A 21,663-nucleotide genomic window follows, 5' to 3' on the forward strand; every position below is an offset into this window, starting at 1 on the left:
GCTGGCGTTGCAGAACAACACCGCACAGGCCGACATGGGCGCCGCCTCCTCGGCCGTGGCGTTCTTCCGCTCCATGGGCGGCTCGGTCGGCGTCTCGGTCCTGGGTGCGGTGCTCAGCCACCAGGTGGCCGGCACCGTGGCCACCGGCCTGGCCCGGCTGGGCGTCGAGCAGCAGCCCGGCGAGAGCTCCTCGATCCCGGACTACTCAGCCCTGCCCGGCCCGGTGCGGGAGGTCTTCGAGCACGCCTTCGGCACCGCCATCGGCCACATCTTCCTGGTCGCCGTGCCCTTCGCCGTGATGGCGCTGGTCCTCGTGGCCCTCATCGAGGAGGTGCCGCTGCGCACCACCGTGCTGCGCGCGGACGAGATCGCCCCGGAGGCGACCGTGCAGGCGGTCCGGCGATGAGCCGCACCGACTCGCTGGTGGCCCTCGAGCGGGAGATCGGGGTGCTCCTGCGCCGCGTCCGGCGCGTCATCGCAGCGCGGGCCGCGATGGTCCACCCCGACCTCCAGCCGGCGGCGTACCTGATGCTGGCCTACCTGGTGGAGATGGGCCCGCAGCGCTCCTCCGACATCGCGGAGAGGTTCGAGATCGACAAGGGCGCGGTCAGCCGCCAGGTGCAGCACGTCGTCGACCTCGCCCTGGTCGAGCGGACCCCCGACCCGGCCGACCGGCGCGCGAGCATCCTGGCCGTCACCGCCGACGGACGCCGGCGCTTCGAGGAGGTCACCCAGCAGCGGCGCCGGATCCTCGACGAGCGCCTCGGTGACTGGGACGACGCCGAGCTCGCCGTCTTCGCCGACCAGATGGTCCGCTACAACGCCTCGCTCGAGCCGGGGCAGCCGGGCGCCTCAGCGCAGCCAGACGGCGGTGTCCGGGGGTAGCACCCCGCCCGGCAGGTCGCCGGAGCTCGCGATGACCTCACCGGCCGGCACCGGCACCGGCGCCGTGCCGCAGTTGAGGGCGACCGTCAGCGGCCCGCGGTGGAAGGCCAGCACGTCCTCGCCGAGGTCGAGCATCTCGACGTGGTCGCCGGCCGTGTGCGCGAAGGTACGTCGCGTGGCGAGCGCCGACCGGTAGAGCTCCAGCGTCGAGCCGGCGGTCCTGGTCTGGGCCGCCACGCTCAGCGGCGACCACGTCGCCGGCTGCGGGATCCACGGCTGGTCGGTGCCCGGCCCGAAGCCGAACGGCGCCTCGCTGCCCGACCACGGGATCGGCACCCGGCACCCGTCCCGCCCGGGCTCGCCGGTGCGGAACCACGAGGGGTCCTGCCGGAACGCCGGCTCCACGTCGACCTGCTCGAGGCCGAGCTCCTCGCCCTGGTAGAGGTACGACGCTCCCGGCAGCGCGAGCATCGTCAGCGTCGCCGCGCGGGCCCGGGCCAGGCCCTGCGGCCCGCCGCCGTACCGCGTGGTGTGGCGGACGACGTCGTGGTTGCTCAGCACCCAGGTGGGGATCGCGTCGACGTCCTCCAGGGAGGCGAACGTCGTGGTGATGACCTCGGCGAACGCGCCGGCCGACCAGGGCGCGAGCAGCCAGGCGAAGTTGAACGCCTGGCTCATCTCGTCGTCGCGCACGTAGCGCGCCAGCGCGCCGGGGGTGCCCCGGGTCCAGGCCTCCGCGACGCTCATCCGGTCGCCGGGGTAGTCGGCCAGCACCTTGTGCCAGCGGCGGTAGACCTCGTGCACCTCCGGCTGGTCCCACATCGGCTCGTCCTGCACGACCCGCTCGACCATCGCGTGCGGCGCGTCGCCGGCCTCGTCGCCGCGCACCTGGTCGCGCAGTCCCTCCTCCTTGAGCAGGCCGTGGGCGACGTCGACCCGGAAGCCGTCGACGCCCCGCTCGAGCCAGAAGCGCAGCACGTCCTCGAACAGGTCGCCCACCTCCGGGTTGCGCCAGTCGAGGTCGGGCTGGGTGGAGTCGAAGAGGTGGAGGTACCACTGGCCCGCCTCTCCGGGGCCGTCCTCGACGCGGGTCCAGGCCGGTCCGCCGAAGACCGACTGCCAGTTGTTGGGCGGCTCGCTCCCGTCGGCGCCGCGACCGTCGCGGAAGAGGTAGCGAGCGCGCTCGGGGGAGCCGGGGCCCGCCTCCAGTGCCGCCCGGAACCATGCGTGCTCGTTCGAGGTGTGGTTGGGCACCACGTCGACGATCAGCCGCAGGCCGAGCTCGTGGGTCCTGGCCACCAGCTCATCGGCGTCGGCCAGTGTGCCGAACAGCGGGTCCACGTCGCGGTAGTCGGCGACGTCGTAGCCGTGGTCGTGCTGGGGCGAGGTGTAGAACGGCGTGAGCCACAGGGCGTCGACACCGAGGTCGCGCAGGTAGGGCAGCCGTGAGGTGATGCCGGGCAGGTCGCCGATGCCGTCGCCGTCGCTGTCGGCGAAGCTGCGGACGTAGACCTGGTAGACGACGGCGTCGCGCCACCAGTGGGCCGGCTCGCCGGTCGTGCGGTCGGGGTGGTGCTGGGTCATGCGAAGTCCTTCGGGTCGATGGCGATCCAGATGTGCTCGGCGCGCGCGACGACACGGCCGTCGGCGTCGTACAGCGTGGTGGCGGTGGAGGTCTTGCGGCCGTCGCGGCCGCGGGCCTGCCCGACGACCACGTGCTCCTCGCCGACGACGGGCAGGGTGTCGACCTGCGCGGTCATCCGGCCCAGGACCATCAGCCGCTCCTCGAGGTCGCCGGCCCAGCCGCCGGTGCAGTCGAGCGCCGCCCAGGTGACCGCCAGCGAGGTGCGGCGCACCTCCTCGTCGGGGTCCGTGCGGTCCGGGTGGTCGTCGTCGGCGAGGCTCGGGTGCGGGGTCCAGGTGGCGGCGACCCGCGTGCTGCCGTCGGGGGCCGCACCGACGGGGCCGGGGAAGATCCGCAACCCGTCACCCTCCCGGCGGCCCGTGCCGCACACGAAGCAGGCGGGGAAGGGGTGGCTGCGCAGACCGGCGTACGACGCCCCGGCCGCCCGCGCCTCCGCGGCCGGGACCGGGTCGACCGGCTCCGGTGCGTCCGTGACGGTGCGCGCCTCGGCGACGGTCGAGCCCTCGGCCGAGGCGACGGTGAGGCCCTCGGCCACGGTGACCGGCATCGCGGTGTCGAGCGGCGGCGGGCGGCGCAGGGAGACCTCGATGGCGGGCCGGGCGTCGGTGCGGTCACCGGGCCGCTCGTGCTCGACGAGACCCGCCAGCGCTCCGGCGGTCCACCCGCCGTTGCCCGAGGACGGCGGCCCGCAGAAGCGGCGGGGCACGATGAGGCGGTTCACCCACCCCAGCCTGCCACCCGCTGACGGGCCGGCTGAGGGCGGATAGGACACAATGGCCCGGTGAGTGACCTGATCGACACCACCGAGATGTACCTGCGCACCATCTACGAGCTGGTGGAGGAGGGCATCGTCCCGCTGCGGGCCCGGATCGCCGAGCGCCTGCACCAGAGCGGCCCGACCGTCTCCCAGACGGTGGCCCGGATGGAGCGCGACGGCCTGCTCACCGTGGAGGGCGACCGCCACCTCGAGCTGACCGACGAGGGCCTGCGGCTGGCGACGCGGGTGATGCGCAAGCACCGGCTCGCCGAGCGGCTGCTCACCGACGTCATCGGGCTCGACTGGGAGCTCGTGCACGCCGAGGCCTGCCGCTGGGAGCACGTGATGTCCGAGACGGTGGAGCGGCGGCTCATCGAGCTGCTCGACCACCCCACCTCCTCGCCGTACGGCAACCCGATCCCGGGTCTCGACGAGCTCGGCGAGAGCGGCCGGGGCGAGCAGTTCATGGAGGGCGTCGAGGCGCTCGCCACCGCGGCCGGCGGCGCCGAGTCCCGCGTGCACATCCGCCGCATCTCCGAGGAGATGCAGAAGGACGAGGTGCTGATGAGCGCGCTGCGGCGCGTGGGCGCCCTGCCCGACAAGACGGTGACGGTGATCGCCTCCGCGGGAGGCGTGCTCGTGGGCTCCGGCGGCGAGACCGCCGAGGTCGACCTCGAGGCGGCCGACCACATCTTCGTCACCGCGCTCTGACGCCCCCGCACAGCTCGGTCAGGAACTCGCTGCACCCCTCCTCCAGCGTGTACGTCGCCAGCGGGTCGCCGCGGGTGGCGCCCCGGTTGACGATGACCACCGGCACGCCGCGGGTCGCCGCCCGCTTGACGAACCGCAGTCCGCTCATCACGGTGAGCGAGGACCCGACCACGAGCAGGGCGCCGTCGGCCTCGGCCAGTGCCTCCACCGCGGCGTAGCACCGCTCGACCCGCGGCGCGGGCACGTTCTCGCCGAAGAACACCACGTCCGGCTTCAGCACCCCGCCGCACCGCTCGCACGCCGGCACGACGAAGTCGGCGGTCTCGGCCAGGTCGACGTCGCCGTCGGGACGCAGGGCCACGTCGGCGTGCCGCTCGGCCCAGCCGGGATTGAGCGCGGTCATCCGCTCCTGCATGAGCGTGCGGGCCGAGGTCGCGCGGCAGTCGAGGCAGATCACGTCGGCCACCCGGCCGTGCAGGGCGACGAGGCGGCGCGACCCCGCCTGCTCGTGCAGCCCGTCGACGTTCTGGGTGATGAGGAGCTCGGGGTCGAGGCGGACCAGCGCGTGGTGCCCGGCGTTGGGGCCGGCGGTGCCCATCCGGCCCCAGCCGACGTGGCCGCGCGCCCAGTAGTGCCGCCGCGCCTCGGGCCCCGCGAGGAACTGCTGGAACGTCATCGGCTGCCGCGGCACCGAGCCCGGGCCGCGGTAGTCGGGGATCCCGGAGTCGGTGGACAGCCCGGCACCGGTCAGCACGACGAGCGGGCGGCCGGTCAGCAGCTCGACGGCCTGACCCAGCAGCCGGTCGGTCATCGGGCGTACCGGAGCTCCGCCCGGGCGCGGGCCTTGGCGGCCTCGACGTCGCGGTCCTTGGGCGGCGCACTGGTGACCAGGCTCTCGAGGAGGTGCCGGGTGATGTGCGCGACCTCGTGCACGGCGGCGTCGAACGCCTCCTGGTTCACCTGCGAGGGCCTGGTGGTCCCGCTGACCTTGCGGACGTACTGCAGCGCTGCCGCCGCGACCTCGTCCTGGGTGGCCGGCGGCTCGAAGTTGTTCAGCGGTCTGATGTTGCGGCACATGTCCTCAGGGTAGGTCGCGTGCGCACGCCGCGGAACGGCTCAGAGGTCCAGGAGAGAGACGTCGTCGCCGGTGACGAGGACGACCGCGCCGGAGGGCAGGGGCACGAGCCGCACCTGCGCCACCTCCTCGCCCCGCTCGACCGGCAGGAGCTCTCCCACCATCCGGCCGTCCTCGAGGCGCAGCACCGAGACCCAGCCGGTGCGCCCGTCCCGGCCGTCGGAGACCACGGTCAGGGCCGTACGCCGTTCGGGCAGCCAGGTGAACTGCCGCGGGTCGGTCGCCGCACCGGCCAGGGAGCCCAGCGGGTACTCCACCGTGTCGAGCCGGCGCGGCTCGGTCAGGTCGGTGACGTCGAAGAGTGCTGCCTGCGCGCCCCGCACCTGTCCGTCCAGGGTCGCGTCCTGCCCGATCCCGATCATCCGGTCGGAGCCCAGGGGGTGGAGGTACTCGCTGTAGCCGGGGATCTTCAGCACCCCGACCGACGTGGGCTCGGCGACGTCGGTCAGGTCGACGGCGTACAAGGGATCGACCTGGCGGAACGTCACCACGATCGCGAGGTCCTCGAACCAGCGCACCGACCGGATGTCCTCGCCCGGGCCGAGCCCGTCGAGCCGGCCCGCCTCGACGAGCTCGTCACCCTGCTCGCGCAGCGTCACGACCGAGCTCGCGCTGTCCGTCGCCTGGGTGGGGCTCAGCGCCAGGCGCAGCACGCCGCCGGCGGAGTCCATCGCCCAGCGGTCGCGCACGGCACCCTCGACCTCGCCGGAGGCGACGTGGGCGGTGTCCGCGCCGTCGAGGGCGAAGGCATGGAGGTCGGTGGTGCCGTCGTCGCCCGCCCCGGGCCCGAACGGGCGCACGCGCGTCCCGACGCAGCACCACTCCCGCGCCCGGCCTGCGCCGGCGGCGAGGTACAACCGGTCGTCGGAGAAGTACGCCGTCTGCGCCTGCGTCGCGACCGCCGTGACGCCGCGCTCCCCGGCGTCGCCGGGATCGAGCGCCACGACGGCCGTCGTGCCCAGCGCCGCCTCGTCGTCGGCCGGGACCGTCACGTCGCCGCAGTCGGCGAGCAGGTCCCCGCCCGCCGGGTCGACGGTGTCGTCGTCCCCGACCTCGACCACGTGCGGCAGCCAGTCGTCGAGGGACGTCGCGCGCACCACGGCCTCGTTCTCGCTCCGCGCCGTGTCCGCACCGCGGTGGTCGTCGGGCGTCACGAAGTCGAGCTCGGGCAGCCCACCGCCCAGCACCAGCCGGACCACGTCGCCGTGCAGGCGGGCCGTCACCAGCGCTGCGTCGTACGTCCAGGCGCCGGTCACCACCGGGGTGGCGGGATCGCCGACGTCCACCACCACCAGCCGGGTGTCGTCGCTGCGCCGGGGGAGGTTGGCGCCGACGGCGACCACCCGGTCGCCGACCAGGAGGATCTCGCCGTCCGAGATGCCGCCGAGGTCGAGTGCCGCCAGCTCGCGCACCTCGCTGCCGCCGACGTCGTACGTCGTGAGCTCGTCGTCGTCGATGCGGAAGAGCGTGTCCCCGTCGGTCTTGACGACGTCCGGCTCGTCGACGCCCTCCTCCTGCACGTTGGTGCCGGTCCCGCCGTCCGTCGCCCGGGTCGTGGCCGGCGACTCCGCCGGCTCCGACGCGGAGGCCCCCGCGTCGGAGCGGGCAGCCTCCAGGTAGCCGAGGTCGCCGCCTCCCCAGCCCCAGGGCCCGACGAGGTCGATCGCCCGGCGCACGTAGGAGTCGAGGAGCTCCTCGCACGAGGTGGCCGCCACCAGGTCGGCACCCACCAGCCGCCCCGGGAGGTCCCACCGGTCGGGCGGCGTCGCGACGCCGTCGTCACCGGCGAACGCGATCCCCGCCCCGAAGGCGGTGGCCAGGGCCGCCGCGGCCGCTGCTGCCGTCATCGTCCGACGTCCACCCCTACGTACGACTCGATGCCCACGCTGTGCTCGCATGGCACTGTGACGGCCGGGGCGCGGCGGCGGTTCCCGGGCTGCGACGATGGCGCCATGCCTGACGACCGCGAGCTCGACATCGTCCTCGTCGGAGCCACGGGCTTCACCGGGGGCCTCACCGCCGACTACCTCGCCATCCACGCGCCCGAGGGGCTGCGCTGGGGGCTCGCCGGGCGCAACCCCGACCGGCTGGCGCAGGTGCGCGAGCGGGTCGCCTCCCTCGACGCCCGCTGGTCGGACATCCCGCTGCTGCAGGCCGACGTCACCGACGCGGACTCCCTGCGGGCGGTGGCCGAGCGCGCCCGCGTCGTGGCCACCACCGTCGGTCCCTACCTCCAGCACGGCGAGCCGCTGGTCGCCGCGTGTGCCGCTGCCGGCACCGACTACGTCGACCTGACCGGCGAGCCGGAGTTCGTCGACCGCATGTGGACCGCCCACCACCGCACCGCGGTCGAGTCGGGGGCACGGCTGGTGCACGCGTGCGGCTTCGACTCGATCCCGCACGACCTCGGCGCCCTCTTCACCGTGGGCCTGCTGCCCGACGACCAGCCGATCACCCTGCGCGGCGTCGTCCGCGCGAAGGGCACGTTCTCCGGCGGCACCTTCCACTCCGCGATGGGCGCGTTCGCGCGGGCCCGGCAGATGAAGGAGGCCTCCGCCGCCCGCCGCTCGGCGGAGCCGCGTCCGGAGGGGCGGACCTCCAAGCCGGGCGGCGCGAGGCCGCAGCGCGACCCGGTGCTGGGCTACTGGCTGCTGCCGCTGCCCACCATCGACCCGATCGTGGTGGCCAGGAGCGGCGCCGCGCTGCCGGCGTACGGACCGAGGTTCCGCTACTCGCACTTCGCCGGCACCCGCACCCTGCGGTACGCCGCGGGCGCAGCCGTCGGCGTGGCCGCGTTGGGCCTGGTCGCGCAGGTGGGGCCGGTGCGCGACCTGGTCCTGAGCCGCGTGCCGCAGGGGGAGGGGCCCGACGAGGCGCGTCGCGAGGGCTCGTGGTTCACCGTGCACTTCGTCGGCCAGGCCGGCGGGCGCACCGTGCGCACGAAGGTGTCCGGGGGCGACCCCGGCTACACCGAGACGGCGAAGATGCTCGCCGAGTCGGCGCTCTGCCTCGCCTCCGACGACCTGCCGCCGACCGCCGGCCAGGTGACCACCGCCCAGGCCATGGGGCACGCGCTCATCGACCGGCTCCGGGCCGCGGGCATCACCTTCGAGGTCGTCACCTGAGGCGATCCTCGTGCGTGACAAGATGGCCCCGCCGCGCGGTCACTCCGCGCCGGCCTCGCCCCAGTAGCTCAGCGGATAGAGCAGCCGCCTCCTAAGCGAAAGGTCGCAGGTTCGACTCCTGCCTGGGGCACCAACGTCACTGCGGCCGCGACCGGCTCCGGCCGCGCAGCCGGGCGTACTTGCGGGTGGCACGTGCGGTCTCCAGCACGGAGACCGCCCTGCGCGCGTAGGGGTGGGCTGAGTCGCAGACGACGAACGGCCGTACGTCGGGCGCGAGGGCCTGCTGCACGCCGTCGTCCGGCGAGGCCTCCTCCGGGTCGTAGCCCGCGTCGGTCGCCTCCTGCGTGGTCACCACCGTCAGACCCGCGGGGTGCGCGCCGTACGCGCTGACGGCGACGTGCCAGCCGGAGCAGGCGTGCCAGGCGTAGCGGTCCTGCGTCTCGTGCGTGGCCGCGAGGTCGGCCAGCGCCTCGGTGACCGCGCGGACGCCGGCCTCGTCGACGACGCGCGCCAGCCAGGCCCAGATCGTCTGGATGCCGGGCTGGGCGACCTCGCGGAGGTACTCGAAGTGCACGCGCTGCGCGAGAGTCCTGCTCTCCTCGAACGCGCGCGGGCCCAGCAGCACCGAGCCCTCGACCGGCCTCCTCGTCATGCCCGCGAGCTGCGACGGGATCCCCGGGGAGCACGGGAACGGTCCGGTGTTCGCCGCGCAACGCGAGCGGCACAGGTGCGCGGGGTGGCCCCACAGCACGGCGAGCAGCTGCCCACCGGCGTACTCGTGGGCGTGCGAGCCGCCGTCCCCGAAGGCGGCGAGGCTGCGCAACGCCGACCTGAGCTCGGCCGCCACCTCGGCCCGGCGGTCCTCGGGCGTGCTCGGGGCGGGCGCGGCCGGCACGGGGGGAGGCGTCGACATGGGGGAAATGTAGGGCGCGCGGGGCGCATCCGTCCGGACACCGCGCGAGACCGCTCAGCCGCGGCGGCCACCGGCCTCGCGCAGGCGCTCCTCGAGGCGGCGTACCTCCTCCTCGAGCTCCAGCACCCGGGCGACGCCCGCGAGGTTGAGGCCCGCGGCGAGCAGGTCGCGGATGCGGTGCAGCACGTCGATGTCGTCGGCACTGTAGAGGCGCGTGCCGCCGGCGGTGCGGCCGGGAGCGACCAGGCCGCGGCGCTCGTAGACCCGCAGGTTCTGGATCTCCATCGACACCATGGTGGCCGCCACGGAGATGGCGTAGACGCCGGCGTCACTCGCGACGCCGTTGCTCGCTGGCACTTGTGCCTCCCGGTCTTGAACGACGTGCGGCGTGGTGCTACAAAATGTGTATCGGATGATACAGGTCATCTGACACACACACGAGAGGAGACCCTCATGCTGCTGCGCAACACCGACCCCTTCCGCGAGTTCGACAGCCTGGCCCGCCAGATGCTCGGCACCACGAACCGCCCGGCCGTCATGCCGATGGACGCGTGGCGCGAGGGCGACCGCTTCGTCATCGAGTTCGACCTGCCCGGCGTGTCCCCCGACTCCGTGGAGCTCGACATCGAGCGCAACGTGCTGACCGTCCGCGCCGAGCGCGTGGGCCGCAACGGGGACTGGGAGATGCTCGCCTCCGAGCGGCCGCGCGGTGCCTTCAGCCGCCAGCTGGTGCTGGGCGACAACCTCGACCTCGAGCACATCGCGGCCGCCTACGACGACGGCGTGCTCCGGCTCGTCGTCCCGGTCGCCGAGCGGGCCAAGCCGCGCAAGATCCAGATCAGCAGCACCGGCGACCAGCACGCCGCGCTGTCCGGCTGAGCACCGGGCCGAGGGCCCGTGGCTCGTCCACGGGCCCTCGCGCTCCACCGGCCGGTAACACAGCGGAGTTGGTGGTACGACGGCGGGGCCGTCACACTGTTTGCCGGGACCACGTAGGTTCGTGCCCGATCAGCCCCGCCGGACCCCCGGCCCGTCAGCAGCCCGAGGTGCACGCGCGTGTCCGATGCAGAGACCGATGAGTCAGCGGAGTCCGCTGCAGCGCCGAAGAGGCGGGGTCGCGGCAACAGGAAGCACACCGTCGGCTACGTGGTTCTCTCCTCCGTCGTGGTGCTGGCGCTGGTCACCGGCCTCTCGGTCGTCTTCCTCTACCGCCACCTCAACGGCAACCTCAACGTCGTCGACCTGTCCGACGAGCTCGGCGAGCGCCCGGACAAGGTGGCCGCCGAGGGCCCGAAGGACCCGATCAACATCCTGGTCATGGGCTCCGACACCCGGGAGGGCGAGGGCAACGACATCGACGGCGAGGGCGGCGCCGAGGCCTCCGACACCACGATCCTCATGCACCTCTCCGCCGACCGGAAGCGCGCCTACGGCGTCTCGATCCCGCGCGACTCTCTCGTCACCCGCCCGGACTGCCGGAACGGTGAGGTGCCCGGCGGCGACGACGAGATGTGGAACGCCGCCTTCACCCTGGGCGGGCCGGCCTGCACCATCAAGCAGGTCGAGGAGCTGACCGGGGTCTTCGTCGACAACTACGTCGTGGTCGACTTCAACGGCTTCCGTGACATGGTCGACGCGATCGACGGCGTGCCCGTCTGCATCCCCGAGGACATCTCCGACCCCGCGCACGGCATCAACATCCCGGCCGGCGAGCGCGAGATCCGGGGTGCGGAGGCGCTCAACTACGTCCGCGCCCGCTACACCCTCGGTGACGGCTCCGACATCAGCCGCATCTCGCGCCAGCAGACGTTCATCGCCGCGATGGCCAAGAAGGTCATCTCGGGCGGCACGCTGAGCCGCATCGACCGGCTGATCGGGTTCCTGAACGCGGCGACCAAGTCGCTGACCGTCGACCCGGGCCTGGAGAACGTCGCCAAGATCGGCAACCTCGGCCTGCAGTTCCAGGGCATCGGGCTCGACAACATCCAGTTCCTCACCGTGCCGATCGAGTACGACACCCGTGAGCAGTTCCGGGGCCGGGTGGTGTGGACCGATGAGGCCGACGGACTGTGGCGCAAGATCCGCAACGACGAGCCGCTCTCCAAGCGACTCACCTCGGGGGCGATCAACGCGGCCAACGCCCCCGGCAAGGGCCCGTCGCCCTCTGACGCCGAGTCGCCCTCCGACCCCGCCTCCCCGTCCGGCACTGCTTCGCCGTCCGGTGGTGCCTCGCCGTCCAAGGAGGCCTCCCCGGCGAAGCCGGCTGCGCCGGACGCCGAGGCGGCCGAGCAGGCGGCCGCCAACGGTCTGTGCGCATGAGCCGTCCCGATCTCCCCGAGCCCGAGTGGGTACGCCGCAGGCGGCTGGCCGCCGTCTTCGGCGACGTCCTCCCCGACACCACCTCGGACGAGCGTGACGCCGCGGAGGCTCGCGACGACGCCGGGACCGACGCCTGGCTGCGAGCCCAGGTGCCGCCGCACCACGGCTGAGTGTGCACCCCGGCGTGGGCCGGGGCTGAGCTCGGCCCCTGGAGGGTGCCGATTGGTCCCAAACGACATGTTTCCGGCCCGCTGAGGTGTCGTTTCTGCCCAATCGGGGGGTGGCACCGGAGGCTGCCCGGCCTGCGAGGCCCACAAGCTCGGCTCGGCCCCTGGAGCTGCCGATTGGATCCCAAACGACATGCTCCGGGCCCGCTGGGGTGTCGTTTCTGCCCAATCGGAGAGGGAGGGGATGGCGGTCAGACGTTGCGGGCCTTGAGCAGGTCCCGGATCTCCTCGAGCAGCGCGATGTCGGGCGGGGTGCCGGCGGGCTCGCTGGGGAAGTAGCGCTCCTTGGCCTTGGTGTAGGGCAGCACCACGAGGAAGTAGACGACCGCGGCCAGCAGCAGGAACGAGATGACGGCGTTGAGGAAGGCGCCGAAGGTCTGCGGACGGGTGCTGAAGTACTCAGAGGCCGTCGTCGGCATCAGCCCGGTCAGCCAGGCCGTGAAGGTGGTCACCACAGCGCCGAAGGCGACACCGATGATCACCGCGACCGCCAGGTCGACCAGGTTGCCGCGCAGGATGAAGTTCTTGAATCCACTCATGCGGCGCACGCTAGTGGCCCAGCACCACGCTGAGGAACTGCGTGACCGCCGCTTCGCCGACCTCGCCCAGCCTGCTCTCCGGCACGCCCAGCACCACCAGGCGCCCGGCGACCCCCTCGGCGGTGGTCGACTCCGCGGCATCGGGCAGCGCGAGCACGGGCGCCGCCGTCAACAGCACCGTGGCCCCGGCCGACTCGGGGTCGACGGCCAGCACGTCGATGCGGTCGCCCACCCGCAGCAGCTCCACCGCACCGGCGTCAGGGATGCGCACGGGGTAGGCCGCCAGGCCGGGGTAGCCGTCGGCCAGGGCGGGGGCCACCAGCCGGAGGTCGGTCACCGGCTCACCCCGGCGCAGCGGTGCGGCGAGCGTGCGACCCCACGGCTCGGGGTCGAGCGAGGTGGGCGCCGTGCCGGCGGCGTACGCCACCTCGGTCAGGTCGGCGGCCGCGAGCACGGTGCCCGAGGGCAGGTCGCGGGCGGCGACCAGGACGACGTCGCTGGGCGGCGCCGGTGGCCGGGTGGCCTGGACACCGACGAGCACGGCCGCAGCAGCGCACACGAACGCGATCAGCCGCCGGTGCGCGAGCACCCGGCGGCGCAGCACCCGGTGTGCCCGGCGCCCACGCTCCCGCAGGTCGGTGACGGTGGCCATGCCTCGACCGTAGGGGCGTCCGGCGGCGCGTGCCGCCGGTCGTCCACAGGCCTCAGTCGGAGGAGGACGACGACGAGGAGGACGACGAGGACGACGAGGACGACGAGGAGGAGCCGCTGGACGGGCTCGCGGACGACGCCGAGGAGTCGGAGCCCGACCCGGACGTCGAGGGCGTCGAGGAGGAAGAGGACGAGGAGCTGTCCGAGGTCGACGCGTCGGACGTGGAGGCCGGGGACGAGCTGCTGCTGCGGCTGTCGTTGCGGTAGAACCCGGAGCCCTTGAAGACGACCCCGACGGCGTTGAAGACCTTGCGGAGACGTCCGTCGCACTCGGGGCAGTGGGTCAGGGCGTCGTCGCTGAAGCTCTGGACTCGGTCGAACGCGTGCCCGCAGGCGGTGCAGGCGTACTGGTAGGTCGGCACGGCGGCCCATCGTACGTGACCGGGACCAGTCCCCGGACCGGGCACAATGACCGGCGATGAGCGACCACGCATCCACCCCAGTCCCCACCTCCGCTCCCGGCGACGACGTCCCGGCCACCACCGCCTGGTGGCGTGCTCTCCGCGGCTGGCCCTCGGCCGCCCGGTGGGGTGTCTACGTCGCGGCCGGCCTGGTGCTGGTGTTGCTCGCGGGGCTGGTCTCGGGCTGGGTGTTCTACCGCAAGCCGCTGCCGCAGACCTCCGGCGAGCTCGACGTGCCCGGCCTGGAGGGCCGGGTCGAGGTGGTGCGCGACGACATGGGCATCCCGCAGCTGTACGCCGACTCCGACGCCGACCTGATGCTGGCCCAGGGCTACGTACACGCCCAGGAGCGCTTCTACGAGATGGACGTACGACGCCACGTCACCGCCGGCCGGCTCTCCGAGCTGTTCGGCGAGAAGGCCCTGGACACCGACAAGCTCGTCCGCACCATGGGCTGGCGCCGCGTCGCCGAGCAGGAGGTGGCGCTGCTGGAGCCGGAGACCCGCGAGGCGCTCGAGCAGTACGCCCAGGGGGTCAACGCCTTCCTGGCCGACCGTGACAACTCCGACATCGCCGTGGAGTACACGCTGCTGGGCCTCGGCGGCCTCGACTACACCCCCGAGCCGTGGTCGTCGGTCGACTCGCTGGCCTGGCTGAAGGCGATGGCGTGGGATCTGCGCGGCAACATGCAGGAGGAGATGGACCGGGTCGTCGCCGGCCTCGACCACGACCAGGCCGAGGTCGACCAGCTCTACCCGGCGTACGACGAGCGCGCGCGGCGGCCGATCGTCACCCAGGGCGCGGTGGTCGACGGGATCTACGAGCAGGACGCCACGCGCAACGCCACCCGCAAGCCGCAGCGGCCGGCGTACCCGCGGGCGGCGGTCGACCAGGTCGCGGCGCTCAGCGAGCGGCTGGCCCGGATGCCCGCGCTGCTCGGCAAGGGCGACGGCATCGGCTCCAACAGCTGGGTCGTCGACGGGGAGCACTCGGCGACGGGCATGCCGCTGCTGGCCAACGACCCCCACCTCGACGTCAGCCAGCCCGGCATCTGGATGCAGGTCGGGCTGCACTGCCGCACGATCGACGACGACTGCGCGCTCGACGTCGCGGGCTTCAGCTTCTCCGGCGTGCCCGGCGTGATCATCGGGCACAACGCCGACATCGCGTGGGGGTTCACCAACCTCGGGCCGGACGTCTCGGACCTCTACCTCGAGCAGGTGCGCGAGGACGAGTGGCGCTACGACGGGGCCTGGCGGCCGCTGCAGCAGCGCACCGAGACCATCGAGGTGCGTGGCGGCGACGACTTCACGTTCCAGGTGCGCTCCACCGACCACGGCCCCCTGCTCTCCGACGTCTCGGCCGACCACGGCACCCTCGGCGCCAACGTGCCCGCCGACCCCGCCGACCCCGAGTCGGACGTGGGCCGCGGCAACGGCTACGGGGTCGCCCTCCAGTGGACCGCCCTGCAGCCCGGTCCCACCGCCGACGCGATCCTCGACCTGAACCGCGCCTCCGACTGGCCGTCGTTCCGGGAGGCGGCCAGCAGGTTCGAGGTCCCCGCCCAGAACCTCGTGTACGCCGACCGCGAGGGCCACATCGGCTACCAGGCGCCGGGGCGCGTGCCGATCCGCAAGTCGGGCAACGACGGTCGGCTGCCCGCGGCGGGGTGGCTGCCGGCCCACGACTGGACCGGCGACTTCGTGCCCTTCACCGCGCTGCCCAGCGTGCTGGACCCCGACGAGGGGTTCGTGGTGACGGCCAACCAGGCGGTCGTCGGGTCGGCCTACCCCTACGGGCTGACGACCGACTGGGACCTGGGCTACCGCGCGCAGCGCATCCGGGACGTGATCGAGGCCGAGGGCGAGCTGTCGGTCGCCGAGATGGCGGGGCTTCAGGTCGACGAGCACAACGCCATGGCCCCCACCCTGGTGCCGTACCTGCTCGAGATCGACCTCCCGCGCGGCTACTTCCGCCGCGGGCAGGGCGTGCTGCGCAACTGGGACTTCCACGACAGCGCCGACAGCGGCGCGGCGGCGTACTTCAACGTGGTGTGGAGCAACCTGCTGCGCCTGACGTTCTCCGACGAGCTGCGCGAGCAGGTGCGCCCCACGGGGGGCGACCGCTGGTTCGGCGTCGTGGAGGGACTGCTCAGCACGCCCGCCGACCCGTGGTGGGACGACGTCACCACCGACGACGCCGTCGAGACGCGCGACGACATCCTGGAGCAGGCGCTCGTCGCGGCGCGCGACGAGATGACCAAGCTGCAGGCCCGCAACCCCGGCGACTGGAGCTGGGGCCACCTGCACCGCCTGGACCTGCGCGGCTCGACGCTGGGGGAGTCGGGGATCGGGCCCGTCGAGTGGCTGGTCAACCGCGACGGGGCGGAGATCGGCGGTGGCTCGAGCGTCGTCAACGCGACCGGCTGGGACGCCACCGAGGGCTACCGCGTGACCAGCGCGCCCTCGATGCGGATGGTCGTCTCCCTCGCCGACCTCGACGACTCCCGGTGGGTGAACCTGACCGGGGTCTCCGGGCACCCGGCCAGCGACCACTACGACGACCAGACCGAGCTCTTCGTCGAGGGCGAGACGCTGCCCTGGCCCTTCAGCCGCGACGCGGTGGAGGAGGCCGGCGAGGACACGCTGGAGCTGGTGCCGGCGCCCGCCGACTGACGGGTCACGCGTCGAAGCGCACGATCCCCCGCGGGGTGACCGCGGCGGTGACCGGCCGGTCGTGCGGCTCGACCGGCACCTCACGGCCCAGCTCGTCGTCGTAGGCCACCAGGCAGGTGAAGGTGCCGACCGGCACCCGGGCCAGCGCCCGGTCGTAGCAGCCGCCGCCCCGGCCCAGCCGCAGACCGGTGGGGGAGGCGGCGAGGCCCGGCACCACGACCGCGTCGGCGGTGGCCACCGCGTCGACGCCGAGCCGGGGGGCGACCGGCTCCAGGAGCCCCATCCGCGCCGGCGCGAGGCCGGTGGCGCCGGTGTAGACGGCCCAGTCGAGGTCGAGGTCGGGCAGCACGACCGGGAGGACGACCCGCTTGCCGCCCTCGACGAGGGCGTCGAGGAGCAGACCGGTGCCGGGCTCGCGCCCGACGGAGACGTACGCCGCCACGGTGGCCGCGAGGCGGACCTCCGGGGCCGCCAGGAGGTGCCGGGCGATGGCCGCGGCGTCGTCGGCGGCCTCGCCGAGGGAGCGCCGGCGCCGGGCCGCGAGCACCTGGTCGCGCAGGGCCGTCTTGGCCGCGGAGCGGCCCGCAGGTGTGTCCGTCACGTATTGAGCCTACGATCGAGTCATGGGTAGCAGAGGCCTGGAGGTAGCGCGCACCAAGATGCGTGACGCGGGTGTCGACGAGGTCGCCATCGACACGTTCGCGCACTACTACCGGCTGCTCGAGCACGGCGAGACCGGCATGATCCCCGAGTCCTCGATCGAGCCCCTCGACATGGAGCGGCTCGCCGACGTCGAGGTCGACGAGGACGCGGCCGCTGCGGCGATCCGGCAGACGGCGGTGATCAAGCTCAACGGCGGGCTCGGGACCTCGATGGGGATGGACCGCGCCAAGTCGCTGCTGTGCGTGCGCCGCGGCCTGTCGTTCCTCGACATCATCGCCCGGCAGGTGCTGCACCTGCGCACGGCCTACGACGCCCCGCTGCCGTTGCTGTTCATGAACAGCTTCCGCACCTCCGCCGACACGATGGCCGCGATCGGGCGCTACCACGACCTGCCGGTCGAGGGCCTGCCGCTGGAGTTCCTCCAGAACAAGGAGCCCAAGCTGCTCGTCGAGGGGCTGCTGCCGGTGAGCTATCCCAAGGACCCCGACCTCGAGTGGTGCCCACCCGGCCACGGCGACCTCTACACCGCGCTGCGCGGCAGCGGCCTGCTGGGCCGGCTCATCGAGGCGGGCTACCGCTACGTCTTCGTCTCCAACTCCGACAACCTCGGTGCGGTCCCCGACGCGCGGGTGGCCGGCTGGTTCGCCACCTCGGGAGCGCCGTTCGCGATCGAGGCGGTGCGGCGTACTCCCTCGGACCGCAAGGGCGGCCACCTCGCGACCCGCCGCAGCGACGGCCGCATCGTCCTGCGGGAGACCGCACAGACGCCGCCCAAGGACCGCGATGCGCTGGCCGACCTCGACCGCCACAGGTACTCCTCGACCAACAACCTGTGGTTCGACCTCCAGGCGATGCAGGAGACGCTCGACGCCCGCGACGGCATCCTCGGCCTGCCGCTGATCCGCAACGTCAAGAACGTCGACCCGGGCGACCCGCGCAGCCCCGAGGTCGTCCAGATCGAGACGGCCATGGGCGCCGCCATCGAGGTCTTCGAGGATGCCCGCACGATCGAGGTGAGCCGCGCCCGCTTCGTGCCGGTCAAGACGACCAACGACCTGCTGGTGCTGCGCTCCGACATCTACGACATCGGCCGGGACTTCGTGCTCGACCAGGCCAGCGACGCGGTGCCGTACGTCGAGCTCGACGGCGACTTCTACAAGCTGGTCGGCGACTTCGACAAGCGCTTCCCCGAGGGCGCACCGTCGCTGCGCCGGGCGTCGTCGTTCACCGTCGACGGCGACTTCACCTTCGGCCGCGGGGTCACCGTCGTCGGGGAGGTCAGCCTGGACGCGGCGTCCGCCCAGCGGGTCGCGGCCGGGACCGAGCTGAGCGGCGCGCATGGGTGACCTCACCCCGGTCCCCGACCATCTCGAGCGGATCCTCTCCACCGTCGCGCCGCTGCCCGACTTCCCGCAGCCGCTCATGGAGGCGCTCGACCTGGCCGTGGCCGAGGACGTCGCGGCCCCCGTCCCGCTGCCCAACTTCGACAACTCGAGCATGGACGGCTACGCCGTCTGCCTGGCCGACGTCGTCACCGCGACCGCCGACACCCCCGTGCACCTCCCGGTCGTCGGCGAGATCGGCGCCGGACAGGCGCGGCTGATGGCCATGTCGCCCGGCACGGCGGTCAAGATCATGACGGGCGCGCCCATGCCCGCGGGCGCCGACACGGTCGTGCCCTACGAGTGGACCGACAGCGGAGTCGCCCGCGTGGTCATCCACCGGGCGCCGTCCGCGGGACAGCACGTCCGCCGGGCCGGGGAGGACGTCGCGCAGGGCGAGGTGCTGATCGAGCACGGCACCGTGCTCGGCCCCCGTCACCTGGGGCTGCTCGCCGCAGTGGGCCGCTCCACGGTGCGCTCGCGCCCGCGACCGCGCGTGGTCGTCATCTCCACCGGCTCCGAGCTGCGCGATGTCGGCACCCAGCTGGGTCACGACTCCATCTACGACGGCAACTCGTTCCTGCTCGCGGCCGCCGCACGCCGCGCCGGAGCGATCGCCTACCGCGTCGGCATCGTGCCCGACGACCCGCGCGCCTTCACCGACGCGCTGACCGACCAGCTGGTCCGTGCCGACCTGGTGGTGACCTCGGGCGGCGTCAGCGAGGGCGACTTCGACGTCGTCAAGGAGGCGCTGTCCTCCCTCGGCACCGTGTGGTTCGGCGGAGTCGCGCTGCAGCCCGGCAAGCCGCAGGGGTTCGGCGTCGTCGGCGAGGACGACACCCCGATCTTCACGCTCCCGGGCAACCCGGTGTCGGCCTACGTCTCGTTCGAGATCTTCGTGCTCCCGGCGATCCGCCGGATGATGGGCAAGCTGCCCTACGCGCGCCCCACCACGCGGGCGCGCCTGACCCACCCGATCTCGTCCCCGGCGGGCAAGCGGCAGCTGGTGCGGGCGTCGTACGCCGTCGACCGCGGTGGCGCGTTCGTGAGCCCGGTGGGTGGTCACGGGTCCCACCTCCTCGGCGACCTGGCGGCGTCCAACGCGCTGGTCGTGGTGCCCGAGGAGACGACGTCGGTAGGCGCCGGCGAGATGGTGCAGGCGCTCCGCCTGGACGAGGAGTTCTGATGGGCGATCGGCTCACCCACGTCGACGAGTCCGGCGCGGCCCGCATGGTCGACGTCTCGGCCAAGGCGGTCACCGCACGCACGGCGACCGCGTCGGGCCGGGTGCTGGTCTCTCCCGCGGTCGTCGGGCTGCTCCGCGGAGCCGGGGTCCCCAAGGGCGACACCCTCGCCGTGGCGCGGCTGGCCGGCATCATGGGCGCCAAGCGGACGCCGTCGCTGATCCCGCTGTGCCACCCGCTGGCCCTCTCCTCGGTAGCGGTCGACCTCACCGTCACCGACGAGTCCGTCGACATCGCCGCGACCGTGTCCACCACCGACCGCACCGGTGTCGAGATGGAGGCGCTCACTGCGGTCTCCGTCGCCGCCCTCACGGTCGTCGACATGGTCAAGGCGGTCGACAAGGGAGCGGTGATCACCGACGTGCGGGTCGAGACCAAGACCGGTGGCAAGAGCGGGAGCTGGTCGCGGTGACCCTGCCCGCCGCCGTGGTGGTGGCGTCGAACCGGGCGGCCGCCGGGGTGTACGCCGACGAGACGGGGCCGCTGATCGTCGACTTCCTGCGGCGTGCCGGCTTCGCGTGCGAGGACGCCGCCGTCGTGCCCGACGGCGCGCCGGTCGCCGAGGCGATCCGAGCGGCACTCGCCGCCGGCGCCCGGGTCGTCCTCACCACCGGTGGCACCGGCCTCACGCCCACCGACCGCACCCCCGAGGCCACCCGGCCGCTGCTCGACCGCGAGGTGCCCGGCATCGCCGAGGCGATCCGTGCGTACGGCGTGGCCCAGGGGGTCCCCACCGCGATGCTCTCGCGCGGCCTGGCCGGCGTCGCGGGCGACTGCCTGGTCGTCAACCTCCCCGGGTCGCGGGGCGGGGTGAAGGACGGTCTCGCCGTGCTCGAGCCCGTGCTGGTGCACGCCGCCGAGCAGATCCTGGGCAGCGACCACGCGAGGGGGGCGTGATCCGACCGTGGCCCTCGGATGGCCGGCTCGGCTGACGCACGGCGACCTCATCCTCCGGCCCCTGGCCCTCGCCGACCGGCACGAGTGGCGTGAGGTCCGCGAGCGCAACGCCGACTGGCTGCACCACTGGGAGGCCAGCGTGCCACCCGGTCCGGTGACGAGTGCCCGGCCGGCGTCGTACCGCGCGCTGGTGCGGCGGCTGCGCACCCTGGCCCGCGACGGGCAGGCGATGCCGTTCGCCATCGAGGTCGGGGGCCGGTTCGTCGGCCAGGTGACCGTCAACAACATCGTGCGCGGGTCGGCCCAGTTCGCCTCCATCGGCTACTGGATCGACCAGGCGGTCTCCGGCCGCGGGCTGATGCCGCGGGCGGTGGCCCTGGTGATCGACCACTGCTTCACCGTCGCGGGCCTGCACCGCGTCGAGATCTGCATCCGGCCCGAGAACACCAACTCCCTGCGCGTGGTGGAGAAGCTGGGCCTGCGCGAGGTCGGCTACGCGCCGCGCTTCCTGCACATCGACGGAGCCTGGCGGGACCACCGCATCTACGCGGTCACCGTCGAGGAGGTCCCCGAGGGGCTGCTCGCCCGGCTGCTGTCGGACTGACCCCGCGAACCACCAGTCACAGCATTCGCAGGCGACACACCTGTGGACATCCGTCCCACGGACCGCCGGCGCTTCTAACCTCTGAGCGTGGACCTCAGCGCACTGATCTTCGTGGCCGTCGCCGTCGCCTGGGCCGTCTACCTCGTGCCCAAGGCGCTCAAGCACCACGACGAGGTGCAGCGCAGCCGCTCGGTCGACCGCTTCTCGGACACCATGCGGGTGCTCGCGCGACGCGAGCCCGTCAGCCGGCGCGACGCCAGGCTGGTCGTCACCCCCGGGCGCGCGGTGTCGGTGCCCCTCGTGGAGACCAAGGGGCAGGCCCCGAGGACGCTCACCGCCGCCGCCCGGCGTGAGGCGGCCAACCGCGCCGCCCGCCGTCGCCGCAACGTGCTCGGCACGGTCGTCCTGGCCAACGTCGCCGTGCTCGCCACGGCGGCCGCCGGTGTCCTCTCCTGGTGGTACGCCGCGATCCCGGCCGCCCTGCTCGTCGGCTGGCTGGTGGCCTGCCGGCTGATGGTCACCAAGGAGCGGGCCGTCGTCGCGGCTGCGCCGGCGCCGGCTCCGGCGCCTGCGGTCATCGACGAGCTCGACGCGGACACGTCCACCGGCATCCCGCCCGTCGGTGCCGAGGTCGGCCGCCCCGAGGAGGCGGTGACCGGATCCCCCGTGGTCGCCACCGACCCCTCGATGTGGGACATGGTGCCGGTGACCCTGCCGACCTACGTCTCCAAGCCCGCCGCCGTGCGCCGGACCGTGCAGACCATCGACCTCGACTCGACCGGCGTGTGGAGCTCGGGCCGCAGCGACGCCCACTCGGCCCTCGCCCGGTC

The 21,663-nt window shown here is 73.5% G+C and carries 24 protein-coding genes, 1 tRNA gene and 2 pseudogenes; 16 read left to right on the top strand and 11 right to left on the bottom strand.

Annotated elements, in window-relative coordinates; all coding sequences use genetic code 11:
* Positions 1-406: pseudogene (locus QZX64_RS12355) on the top strand (MFS transporter); the annotation flags it as partial.
* Positions 403-885 (top strand): MarR family winged helix-turn-helix transcriptional regulator, encoded by a 483-nt coding sequence (locus tag QZX64_RS12360; RefSeq protein ID WP_295660269.1) that lies wholly within the window; start codon positions 403-405, stop codon positions 883-885. The pseudogene QZX64_RS12355 and the gene QZX64_RS12360, both read left to right, overlap by 4 nt.
* On the opposite strand, the gene QZX64_RS12365 is transcribed toward QZX64_RS12360, so the two are convergent.
* Together QZX64_RS12365 and QZX64_RS12370 are read right to left on the bottom strand one after the other, a co-directional pair.
* Positions 853-2,469 carry a glycoside hydrolase family 13 protein gene (locus QZX64_RS12365; RefSeq protein WP_295660271.1) on the bottom strand — a complete coding sequence of 539 codons (1,617 nt, stop codon included), beginning with the start codon at positions 2,467-2,469 and terminating at the stop codon, positions 853-855. The genes QZX64_RS12360 and QZX64_RS12365 overlap by 33 nt on opposite strands.
* Positions 2,466-3,251 (bottom strand): hypothetical protein, encoded by a 786-nt coding sequence (locus QZX64_RS12370; protein ID WP_295660273.1) that lies wholly within the window; start codon positions 3,249-3,251, stop codon positions 2,466-2,468. Before QZX64_RS12370 ends, QZX64_RS12365 begins: the two co-directional genes overlap by 4 nt.
* Positions 3,252-3,311: 60 nt before the next feature.
* Between QZX64_RS12370 and QZX64_RS12375 the strand changes: the two genes are divergently transcribed.
* On the top strand, positions 3,312-3,998 hold the full coding sequence (locus tag QZX64_RS12375) for a metal-dependent transcriptional regulator (RefSeq protein WP_295660275.1): 687 nt from the start codon (positions 3,312-3,314) through the stop codon (positions 3,996-3,998).
* Here the strand turns inward: QZX64_RS12375 and QZX64_RS12380 are convergent.
* The 3 genes from QZX64_RS12380 to QZX64_RS12390 are packed head-to-tail and all read right to left on the bottom strand — an operon-like array spanning position 3,985 to position 6,980.
* On the bottom strand, positions 3,985-4,809 hold the full coding sequence (locus tag QZX64_RS12380) for an NAD-dependent protein deacetylase (RefSeq protein WP_295660277.1): 825 nt from the start codon (positions 4,807-4,809) through the stop codon (positions 3,985-3,987). The genes QZX64_RS12375 and QZX64_RS12380 overlap by 14 nt on opposite strands.
* On the bottom strand, positions 4,806-5,075 hold the full coding sequence (locus QZX64_RS12385; protein ID WP_295660279.1) for a DUF2277 domain-containing protein: 270 nt from the start codon (positions 5,073-5,075) through the stop codon (positions 4,806-4,808). Before QZX64_RS12385 ends, QZX64_RS12380 begins: the two co-directional genes overlap by 4 nt.
* 39 nt (positions 5,076-5,114) lie before the next feature.
* The gene (locus QZX64_RS12390) at positions 5,115-6,980 is read right to left on the bottom strand and encodes a beta-propeller domain-containing protein (protein ID WP_295660281.1); all 1,866 of its coding nucleotides are present in this window, start codon (positions 6,978-6,980) and stop codon (positions 5,115-5,117) included.
* A gap of 105 nt (positions 6,981-7,085) precedes the next feature.
* On the opposite strand from QZX64_RS12390, the gene QZX64_RS12395 reads away from it, so the two are divergent.
* Positions 7,086-8,258, top strand: a complete 1,173-nt coding sequence (locus tag QZX64_RS12395; RefSeq protein WP_295660283.1) for a trans-acting enoyl reductase family protein — start codon at positions 7,086-7,088, stop codon at positions 8,256-8,258.
* A 57-nt stretch (positions 8,259-8,315) separates the two neighbouring features.
* Positions 8,316-8,391 (top strand) — tRNA-Arg (locus tag QZX64_RS12400).
* 3 nt (positions 8,392-8,394) lie between these two features.
* Here QZX64_RS12400 and QZX64_RS12405 read toward each other — a convergent pair.
* Complete coding sequence (locus QZX64_RS12405) at positions 8,395-9,171, bottom strand: hypothetical protein (RefSeq protein ID WP_295660285.1); 777 nt, start codon at positions 9,169-9,171, stop codon at positions 8,395-8,397.
* 54 nt (positions 9,172-9,225) lie between these two features.
* Positions 9,226-9,528: a MerR family transcriptional regulator gene (locus QZX64_RS12410; RefSeq protein ID WP_295660287.1), complete on the bottom strand. Its 303-nt coding sequence runs from the start codon at positions 9,526-9,528 to the stop codon at positions 9,226-9,228.
* Positions 9,529-9,624: 96 nt separating this feature from the next.
* On the opposite strand from QZX64_RS12410, the gene QZX64_RS12415 reads away from it, so the two are divergent.
* The 3 genes from QZX64_RS12415 to QZX64_RS12425 all read left to right on the top strand — a co-directional run bounded on the left by QZX64_RS12415 (position 9,625) and on the right by QZX64_RS12425 (position 11,660).
* Complete coding sequence (locus QZX64_RS12415) at positions 9,625-10,050, top strand: Hsp20/alpha crystallin family protein (protein ID WP_295660289.1); 426 nt, start codon at positions 9,625-9,627, stop codon at positions 10,048-10,050.
* A gap of 267 nt (positions 10,051-10,317) precedes the next feature.
* Positions 10,318-11,490 (top strand): LCP family protein, encoded by a 1,173-nt coding sequence (locus QZX64_RS12420; protein ID WP_295660291.1) that lies wholly within the window; start codon positions 10,318-10,320, stop codon positions 11,488-11,490.
* Positions 11,487-11,660: a hypothetical protein gene (locus QZX64_RS12425; protein WP_295660293.1), complete on the top strand. Its 174-nt coding sequence runs from the start codon at positions 11,487-11,489 to the stop codon at positions 11,658-11,660. The genes QZX64_RS12420 and QZX64_RS12425 overlap by 4 nt, the downstream gene beginning before the upstream one ends.
* A gap of 248 nt (positions 11,661-11,908) precedes the next feature.
* Here QZX64_RS12425 and QZX64_RS12430 read toward each other — a convergent pair whose 3' ends face one another.
* Both QZX64_RS12430 and QZX64_RS12435 read right to left on the bottom strand, forming a co-directional pair.
* Entirely contained in the window at positions 11,909-12,256 is a 348-nt protein-coding gene (locus QZX64_RS12430) for an MscL family protein (protein ID WP_295660295.1), read from the bottom strand.
* A gap of 10 nt (positions 12,257-12,266) precedes the next feature.
* Complete coding sequence (locus tag QZX64_RS12435; RefSeq protein WP_295660297.1) at positions 12,267-12,908, bottom strand: SAF domain-containing protein; 642 nt, start codon at positions 12,906-12,908, stop codon at positions 12,267-12,269.
* A gap of 29 nt (positions 12,909-12,937) precedes the next feature.
* Here QZX64_RS12435 and QZX64_RS12440 point away from each other — a divergent pair, with 29 nt between their 5' ends.
* Entirely contained in the window at positions 12,938-13,174 is a 237-nt protein-coding gene (locus QZX64_RS12440) for a hypothetical protein (protein WP_295660314.1), read from the top strand.
* A 14-nt stretch (positions 13,175-13,188) separates the two neighbouring features.
* Here the strand turns inward: QZX64_RS12440 and QZX64_RS12445 are convergent.
* A pseudogene (locus QZX64_RS12445) lies at positions 13,189-13,401 on the bottom strand (FmdB family zinc ribbon protein); the annotation flags it as partial.
* Here QZX64_RS12445 and QZX64_RS12450 point away from each other — a divergent pair.
* Positions 13,386-16,043 carry a penicillin acylase family protein gene (locus QZX64_RS12450; RefSeq protein ID WP_295660299.1) on the top strand — a complete coding sequence of 886 codons (2,658 nt, stop codon included), beginning with the start codon at positions 13,386-13,388 and terminating at the stop codon, positions 16,041-16,043. The pseudogene QZX64_RS12445 and the gene QZX64_RS12450 sit on opposite strands and share 16 nt — an antisense overlap.
* 4 nt (positions 16,044-16,047) lie before the next feature.
* Here the strand turns inward: QZX64_RS12450 and QZX64_RS12455 are convergent, their stop codons facing one another.
* Positions 16,048-16,644, bottom strand: coding sequence for a 5-formyltetrahydrofolate cyclo-ligase (locus QZX64_RS12455; protein WP_295660301.1), 597 nt, complete (start codon positions 16,642-16,644; stop codon positions 16,048-16,050).
* A gap of 22 nt (positions 16,645-16,666) precedes the next feature.
* Between QZX64_RS12455 and QZX64_RS12460 the strand changes: the two genes are divergently transcribed.
* From QZX64_RS12460 to QZX64_RS12485, 6 genes are all read left to right on the top strand, one after another.
* On the top strand, positions 16,667-18,052 hold the full coding sequence (locus tag QZX64_RS12460) for a UTP--glucose-1-phosphate uridylyltransferase (RefSeq protein ID WP_295660303.1): 1,386 nt from the start codon (positions 16,667-16,669) through the stop codon (positions 18,050-18,052).
* Entirely contained in the window at positions 18,045-19,274 is a 1,230-nt protein-coding gene (gene glp, locus QZX64_RS12465; RefSeq protein ID WP_295660304.1) for a gephyrin-like molybdotransferase Glp, read from the top strand. Before QZX64_RS12460 ends, glp begins: the two co-directional genes overlap by 8 nt.
* Positions 19,274-19,744 (top strand): cyclic pyranopterin monophosphate synthase MoaC, encoded by a 471-nt coding sequence (moaC, locus tag QZX64_RS12470; RefSeq protein ID WP_295660306.1) that lies wholly within the window; start codon positions 19,274-19,276, stop codon positions 19,742-19,744. Before glp ends, moaC begins: the two co-directional genes overlap by 1 nt.
* Positions 19,741-20,229, top strand: a complete 489-nt coding sequence (locus QZX64_RS12475) for a molybdenum cofactor biosynthesis protein B (RefSeq protein WP_295660308.1) — start codon at positions 19,741-19,743, stop codon at positions 20,227-20,229. The genes moaC and QZX64_RS12475 overlap by 4 nt, the downstream gene beginning before the upstream one ends.
* Positions 20,230-20,236: 7 nt before the next feature.
* Positions 20,237-20,833 carry a GNAT family N-acetyltransferase gene (locus QZX64_RS12480; protein WP_295660310.1) on the top strand — a complete coding sequence of 199 codons (597 nt, stop codon included), beginning with the start codon at positions 20,237-20,239 and terminating at the stop codon, positions 20,831-20,833.
* Between the two features lie 87 nt (positions 20,834-20,920).
* Positions 20,921-21,663 (top strand): hypothetical protein (locus QZX64_RS12485; protein WP_295660312.1); only part of this gene is annotated, 743 nt, incomplete at its 3' end.

This window comes from uncultured Nocardioides sp. (genome assembly GCF_902805925.1).
Taxonomy (GTDB): domain Bacteria; phylum Actinomycetota; class Actinomycetes; order Propionibacteriales; family Nocardioidaceae; genus Nocardioides.